Origin of the sequence: Pseudomonas atagonensis, from assembly GCF_011369485.1 — a bacterium.
In the GTDB taxonomy this organism is placed as follows: Bacteria; Pseudomonadota; Gammaproteobacteria; order Pseudomonadales; family Pseudomonadaceae; genus Aquipseudomonas; species Aquipseudomonas atagonensis.
Window position 1 is genome coordinate 122,307 of sequence record NZ_VXCA01000007.1, and the last position, 7,182, is coordinate 129,488.

General features: G+C 61.1%; 8 protein-coding genes. 3 read left to right on the forward strand and 5 right to left on the reverse strand.

Going from position 1 to position 7,182, the window contains the following annotated elements:
• Position 1: 1 nt before the first annotated feature.
• Genes F2P67_RS05410 through cpaB form a run of 5 tightly spaced genes read right to left on the reverse strand, consistent with a single transcriptional unit; the run spans position 2 to position 5,533 of the window.
• Positions 2 to 886, reverse strand: a complete 885-nt coding sequence (locus F2P67_RS05410) for a type II secretion system F family protein (protein ID WP_166218307.1) — start codon at positions 884 to 886, stop codon at positions 2 to 4.
• An 18-nt stretch (positions 887 to 904) separates the two neighbouring features.
• Complete coding sequence (locus F2P67_RS05415; protein WP_166218309.1) at positions 905 to 2,173, reverse strand: TadA family conjugal transfer-associated ATPase; 1,269 nt, start codon at positions 2,171 to 2,173, stop codon at positions 905 to 907.
• Positions 2,170 to 3,360, reverse strand: a complete 1,191-nt coding sequence (locus F2P67_RS05420; RefSeq protein ID WP_166218312.1) for a CpaE/TadZ family protein — start codon at positions 3,358 to 3,360, stop codon at positions 2,170 to 2,172. Before F2P67_RS05420 ends, F2P67_RS05415 begins: the two co-directional genes overlap by 4 nt.
• Positions 3,357 to 4,574 (reverse strand): type II and III secretion system protein family protein, encoded by a 1,218-nt coding sequence (locus F2P67_RS05425; protein ID WP_166218315.1) that lies wholly within the window; start codon positions 4,572 to 4,574, stop codon positions 3,357 to 3,359. The genes F2P67_RS05420 and F2P67_RS05425 overlap by 4 nt, the downstream gene beginning before the upstream one ends.
• A 20-nt stretch (positions 4,575 to 4,594) precedes the next feature.
• The gene (gene cpaB / locus F2P67_RS05430; protein ID WP_166218318.1) at positions 4,595 to 5,533 is read right to left on the reverse strand and encodes a Flp pilus assembly protein CpaB; all 939 of its coding nucleotides are present in this window, start codon (positions 5,531 to 5,533) and stop codon (positions 4,595 to 4,597) included.
• Positions 5,534 to 5,864: 331 nt separating this feature from the next.
• Here cpaB and F2P67_RS05435 point away from each other — a divergent pair, with 331 nt between their 5' ends.
• The 3 genes from F2P67_RS05435 to F2P67_RS05445 all read left to right on the forward strand — a co-directional run bounded on the left by F2P67_RS05435 (position 5,865) and on the right by F2P67_RS05445 (position 6,783).
• Positions 5,865 to 6,074, forward strand: a complete 210-nt coding sequence (locus F2P67_RS05435) for a Flp family type IVb pilin (protein ID WP_166218321.1) — start codon at positions 5,865 to 5,867, stop codon at positions 6,072 to 6,074.
• Positions 6,075 to 6,092: 18 nt separating this feature from the next.
• The gene (locus F2P67_RS05440) at positions 6,093 to 6,305 is read left to right on the forward strand and encodes a Flp family type IVb pilin (protein WP_166218324.1); all 213 of its coding nucleotides are present in this window, start codon (positions 6,093 to 6,095) and stop codon (positions 6,303 to 6,305) included.
• A 70-nt stretch (positions 6,306 to 6,375) separates the two neighbouring features.
• Entirely contained in the window at positions 6,376 to 6,783 is a 408-nt protein-coding gene (locus F2P67_RS05445) for a response regulator (protein WP_102620071.1), read from the forward strand.
• Positions 6,784 to 7,182 lie beyond the last annotated feature (399 nt).

Below are 7,182 nucleotides of genomic sequence, written 5' to 3' on the forward strand. Positions count from 1 at the left end.
GTCAGACGCTCCGCAACATGCGCCAGAGCGCCAGGCTTCCGAACACCTGGAGCACTGCCGCGCTGATCAACATGTGCTGCCCGCTTGTGTCGTTCCACATCCCCAGCATGTAACCGGGGTTGGTCAGCATGAAGTAACTCACCAACAGTATCGGCAGCGAGCCGAGCACCCACGCGGTCATGCGCGTCTCACCTGTCAGCGCGCGCAGTTGGCGTGCACCCTGATCGCGTTCGCGGATCAGTTTGATCAGGTTCTCCAGCAACTCGCTGGCATTGCCGCCGTAGCGATGATTGACCTTCAGGCCGAGGGCGAACATGCGCAGTTCGTCCTGCTCGTAGAGTTCGGCGAAGTCGCTGACGGCGTCCGGCAAATTCACCCCCAATTGTACGTTGCGCTGGACGCGGCCCATGGCTTGTTTCAGTGGGTCGTCACTGGCTTCGATCCCGCCCATGACGGCGTCGCTGAGCGTGCGGCCGGACTTCAGGCTGCGCACGGTGTGATCGAGCAGCTGTGGCAGTTGCTCGATCATGCGTTTGATTCGGCGGCGGTAAAGAAAGGCGATGTAAAGCCGCAGCAGCAATGGCGGTGCCAGCAACATGATCAGCAAACCGATCCAGTTGAACAGCAGATAACCCAGCCCGATCATCAGCGCCCACAAACTCATCCACAAGCCGAATCGCTCGGTCGGCCGGCCGAGGCCGGCGCGCAGAAACATTCTTTCCAGACCGACCCATTTCGGTTTTTCCGTGGCCAGTTGCGGTTGCCCGGCCGCCAGTCGGCCCAGCACTTTTTCCGTGGCAGTCTTGTGCAGGCCATGCAGGAACAGGCGAATCGACAGCCCGAGCAGGGTCAGGCAAATGATGATGAGAATGACCGGTCCCAGCATGTTCGGTGGTCCTCGCCGTCAGCCTGGATGGGCGTCAAGGCGCAGCTTGTCGCCGGCCGGGTTGACCGCTTCGCGCAGGAAGCCGAAACCGGTGCGGCGATCCAGGCGAAACAGGGTGTTGGTGACGTAGACGTCTTCGCGAATGCCGACCACTTCCACCACCTCGCTGACACAGCGACGGCCATCGGGCATGCGCGTCAGTTGAATGATCACGTCCAATGCCGCGCAGATCATCTGGCGCAAGGTGCGTTCGGCGATCGAGCGTCCGGTCAGGCCGACCAGTGTCTCCAGGCGCAGCAACGCATCCTGCGCATTGTTGGCGTGCACGGTGCTCATTGAACCGTCGTGACCGGTGTTCATTGCGGTGAGCACATCGACCACTTCGACGCCGCGAATCTCGCCGAGGATGATCCGGTCGGGGCGCATGCGCAGGGCGTTGCGGATCAGGTCGCTGGCCTTTACTTCGCCGTGACCCTCGGCATTCGGCGGGCGGGTTTCCAGGCGGACGACATGGGGGTGGCCGAGCTGAAGTTCGGCGACGTCTTCGATGGTCACCAGACGTTCGTGGGGGTTGATCAACTGGCTGAGGATGTTCAGCAATGTGGTTTTGCCGGTGCCGGTGCCGCCGCTGATGAGGATGTTGCAGCGTTTGCCGACGGCGTTTTGCAGGAACTCGAAGATCGCCATGTCGATGGTCTGCATGGCCATCAGGTCGCTGCTTTTAAGCATGTCCTTGCGGAATTTTCGAATCGACAGGCACGGGCCGTCGAGGGCGATCGGCGGGATGATCGCGTTGACCCGGCTGCCATCCGGCAGGCGCGCATCGACCATCGGCGAGGACTCGTCGAGCCGTCGCCCGAGGGGCGCAAGGATGCGTTGCATGACGCGTTCGACGTGATGTGCATCGATAAAACGCAGGTCACTTTGATGCAGCACGCCGTCGCGCTCGATGAACACCCGGTGCGGGCCGTTGACCAGAATTTCCGTCACTGACTGATCGCGCAGCAGCACTTCCAGCGGGCCGAACCCGGTGAGCTCATCGACGATTTCTTCGCCCAGTCGCTCCATTTCGTAGCGGGAGATTGCCAGGTGCAGACGGGCGATGTATTCGGCGACTTTATCGGTGACAAACTGCGCGAGTTGCTGGCGCGAACCTTCCAGCAGGTTTTTCCCCGACTCTTCGATGGCGTCGATGATGTAGCGGTGTAGCACCAGTTTCAGGCCTTCGTGGTCGGTGTTGCCGGCGGCGCCGCGCTGCGGTGCACCAAAGAGTTTTTCCGCGCTCATGAGCTGCCTCGCAAGCGCTCGAACCAGGTGACTTTCGGTTTCGCCAGACCTTCGGAGCGCTTGGCCAGTCGTTCACCGAGGGTGCGCAGGCTCTGCGTGAGTTTTTCCCGGGGCGCCAGATCGAACAGGCTGACACCCTGATTCTTGGCGTTCAGGCGTACTTCGGCGTTGTCCGCCAACACCGCGATCACTTCCAGGTTGAAGGTTTTGCCAAGGGTGTCGGCGTTGGGCGCGACGTTGTTCAGGTAGCGATCAATGAGCAGGCGCCCGTGGTCGAGTTTCATGCCTTTTTCGCGCCACTGATTGAGCACCGCCAGGTTGCGTCGGCAGTTGAGAACGTTCTGGTCGGTGTACCAGAGCAACTTGTCGCAGTGGCTGACAAAGGTGCGCAACGCTTCGCTGTCGGCCTGGCCGGTGAGGTTCACGACGATATGCTGGAAGTGCTGACGCAGGGCGCTGAGCAGCATGAACAGTTCGGCTGCGCTGGTGGTTTCCAGCGGTTCGTCACTGCCGGCATAGGCCAGAATCCGCAGTCCGGCTTCAGCGCTGGTGAAGGCGCTGTCGATCAGCGTGGCATCGAGCCTGCGCAGATGGCGCAAGGCGTCGCCGAAGTGGAATGAACTCTCCAGTCCCAACAACGCCAGGCTGTCGCCACGGGGCAAGCCGAGATCGAGCAACAAGGTTTGCTGCCCGCTCTTTTGCACCACCAGCGCCATGTGGTTGGCCAGCAGCGCGCCGTCAGAACTGCTTTGCACGCCGTACATCACGGTGAGGCCGCCCAGCTGCGTGTTGGGCGCGACGGCCGGCAGGCGTTTGCTCAGGCGTCGTACCAGCCCGGCGACCTCGCTGGAGCGCGAACCATAAGCGACGAAATCCCGCGCGCCGGCACGCATGGCGTTCAGCACCAGCTGATTGTCCATGCCGTCGCCCAGCGCGACGATGGCCAGCATCGGCTTGGCTTCCAGGGCGCCTTCGATCAGCGCGCTTTGCGCCACCACGTGTTCGCGGTCAAGGCCGACGAAGACCAGATTAGCGAACGTCACGTCGACGAGCGCGAGCAATTCGTCGAGGCTGCCGCCACCGGCGCTGACCACCTGACCGAGCGGCGCGAGGGCGCTCTGCAGCCATTCCAGATCGGTGCTGTTGCGGGTGATGGCGAGGAAGGTCTGGCTCAGGCTCTGGCTCATTGCGACAACCCGCTGCGCTTGTCGAAGTTGCCGTTTTCGAGGAAGAACATGCGATAGAAGTTCGGGTCGTAGTTACGCAGTTTTTCTCCCGGCAGCGCCGGCAGTTGGGCGTCGGCGGCCAGTGGCTGCACCAGGTGCGGGGTGACGATCATCAGCAGTTCGCGCTCTTCGCGCTTGATCTGCGAACCCTTGAAAAACGCCCCGAGCACCGGGATGTCGCCGAGGCCGGGAAACTTGTTCACCTGCGAGCTGTTGGTGGTGCTGATCAAACCGCTGATGACAAAACTTTCGCCGTCGCCCAGCGAAACGCTGGTGTCGGTGCGGCGGATGGTCAGCGCGGGGACGGTGGTGCCGGCGATCTGCACGGCGTTGCTGAAGTCTAGCTCGCTGACTTCCGGGGCGACCTTCAAGGCAATGCGGTCACGACCGATGATGGTGGGGGTCAGGGTCAGGCGGATGCCGAACTCCTTGTATTCGATCGACACGTTGTCACTGCCGGAGCTGGGCACCGGAATCGGGATCTGCCCGCCGGCGAGAAAACTGGCGCTCTGGCCGTTCAGCGCCACCAGACTCGGCCGCGCCAACGTGTAGGCGAAACCGCTGCCTTCCAGCGCGTTGATGATCGCCATGGTCTTGCCGCCGACCCAGGAAAAGTTGAACAGTGAGTTGTCCACGGGCAGCCGTGGTTGTGGCACTCCGTCAATCGGCGGCAGGGTGCCGGGGGAGCCGAACAGGAAATTGCCCCGGGTGCCGATCAGCGAGGCGGTGGCCTGTTTGAGTTTGGTGCGGCTGACTTCGACAAAGCGGATGTCGGTCTGCACCTGCGACGGCAGGCTCGGATCATCCGAAGGCAGTGCGCCGGTCAGTGCGCCGGTGGCGGCGCCGTGCACGAACACTATCGCCTGCTGGGGCTGGCTTGAGCAGGAGGTCCAGAGCATCAGGCTGGTGGCGCCGGGCGCCATGCCGGTGAGCAGAAATGACGTGCTGCCGTTGGCATGCACATCGGCGATTTTCGGATCGCCAATCGCCAGACGCGTGATCGCCACCGGCGACTGCACATCCTGCTGGAAACCTTCGCCAATCTCGATCACCGGCGGCATGCGCGTGACGGCCGAGCAATTGCCGACCGCCGCCAGCGCGGCGTCCGTCGTCAGTCCCATCAGTAACAAGGCCCGCAGCATTGTGTTCAATGTCGGTCGGAGGCGACTCTGCATGCACTTGGATCCTTGCGCAGTCATGGGGTTTGTTGAGTGATCTGATTGCCGCGAATGATTTCCACCGCCGGCCGTACCGTGCCGGAGCCGCCGCTGGACGGCGTTTTCGGCGCGTTGCCCAAGGCCAGTTGGGTGAACTGGAAGAGCTGGCTGTTGGCGTTGTCGAGATGGCTCGGCGATTGACTTTCGCCAGCCCAGTATTTGGCCAGGCGCTGTTCTTCGCTGCTGCGTACGGCCAGGCGCAAGGTGCCGGCCTGAGTGGCGAGCATCATCCGGCTCAGCAGTTGTTCCGGCACCGCCAGCACCACGGTGCGTGCGGCGATGCGGCGTTGATCCTGTTTGAGTTTTTCATCGGCGCTGAGGGCCGGGGAGGCGGGTTGGCCGTCGTTGGTCAGGCCGTACTGATCGCCGACGCCGAGCACGCGCATGGCGGGCACGACAATCTGGGCCGACTGCTCCAGGTTGGTTGAGTCCTGACGCAGGTACAGCAGCACATCGACGTAGTCGCCGGGGATCAATTGCCCGGCGGCGCCGATCACTTCGTCAACGGCCACGGTCAAGGCGCGTTCGTCGCGGTGAATCATGCGTGCCAGCGAGCCGCCGGCGGCGAAGCTTTCGTCGTTGAGCCAGGTGCCGGCGCTGAGGTGCCGCCACGGTGTACGGCCAATCGCCTGATCGACGCTGGCGAGGCTGCCGGCCGGCGCACTGCGCAGTTTTTCTACGGTGACGTCGGCGGCGGTCAGTGGCGTGAAGGGCGGCACATCGTGCAGCAGCACCACCACCGGTTGGCGGGTCTGGTCTTCGGCAATGGCGACAGTTTTTTCAACGCTGGCGGTGGCAACGGCGGGCGCTTCGACGACGGGGGCCGGTTGACGACTGAGCACCAGTCCCCAGTAACCGACAAAAACCGCACCGAGCAAAAGAATGGCTGCAAGGCCCATGGTGACGCGACTGTTCATGACGGCTCTCCCTTTCCCGCTGCACTACCCACCGCACTTGCTTTCGAGAGAATTTCCCAATCCGGCAGCTATGAACATTCAATTATTTCGCTATTTCCACGCTAGCTGATCCAAGCCAAAACGCCATTACTGACAGGAAAATAACTCACTAAAGTAGGGGGGTTGGCCAATTAACAGCAGCAAATGGCAGAGACACGATGGGATTAATCCTTTGTGATTAATCCGTTCTTACAGTTGTTGGGAGGGGGTTTGTTGACAATGCTCAAATGGCACGGTGGAACCTTGCCGCTGTAGCGTGTCATCGGCGCCAAAGGCGCAAAGGAGTGGACGTATGTTTCGTATGATTCTCGATTACTTGATGGCCAGAGTTTGCCTGTTGGTCAAAGACGAGGAAGCGGCGTCAGCTATCGAGTATGCGATTGTGGTGGCGATGGTGGCCGTGGTGGTCGTGGCGTTTGTAACGCCGCTCGGAAACCGTGTGCTGTTCTACTTCAACAACATACTCACCGGGCTGGGTGGTACTGCCGTCACCCGACCATGACTGCCGAGGAGAACTGCGATGCTCTTTGATTACCTGTTGGTGCGTGCACGCAGCTTTTTGGCCAGTACTGAAGCAGCATCGGCCATCGAGTATGCGATTGTGGTGGCGATGGTCGCGGTGGTGATTGTGGTGTTTGTCACTCCCGTGGGTGCTCGCGTGCTGGTCATGTTCAACAATCTGTTGGTGGCGCTGGGCGGAACGGCCGTGACAACGCCGGCACCCTCTCCCTGAATGGCAGCAACTGGTGCCTGGTTGATGTCACGCTACACTCCGGTTCTCTTTCAGTTTTCAGGGATTGCTCATGACTGCTTCCTCGTTGCCGCGCCAACAGTTGCTTCTGGTTGACGATGAAGAGGATGCGTTGCTTGAGCTTGCCGAGTTGCTGGAAGGTGAGGGGTTTGTCTGTCATACCGCGACGTCGGTGAAGCTGGCGTTGCATCATTTGACGCGGCATCCGGATATTGCGCTGGTGATTACTGATTTGCGCATGCCGGAGGAGTCCGGCATGTCGTTGATCAAGCGTTTGCGTGAGCATACTTCACGTCAGCATTTGCCGGTGATTGTGACGTCGGGGCATGCGGACATGGAGGATGTCAGTGATATGTTGCGGTTGCAGGTGCTGGATCTGTTTCGCAAGCCGATTTATCACGTTCGGTTGTTGGAGACGCTGGATAATTTGTTTCCCAAGCCTAAGGTGAATGCTGGGTGATATTGAGTTGAGTACATATCCGTTGCTGCGGGTGTTGCTGCTGGCGGTTTCGCCCTGACGGTCGACTCCCTTTGGCAAACGCCCCAAAGGAAGCAAAGGTCTTCACCCTGACGTACGGCCCTCGCTGTGGCTCGGGTTCCTTCGCTCCGGGATCGATCCGGGCGCATCGCCTACGGTTTGCTTCGCTGCACCTCCTCTCGATGCATGCGGCTGCGCCGCACGGTCGCTGCGCTCCCACCCCCGGATCAATCCCTCCGCTCAGCCTGCCGACGGGCTCCGAGATCAAGATCAAGAGCGGTACTCGAGCTAACGCTCATTGTGTTGAGATGCGGGGCATGCGCCGCACTCAGGGAGTACTCGATTTTTGTGGTAGTGTTGGCGGTCTGACGCAGTACTCTT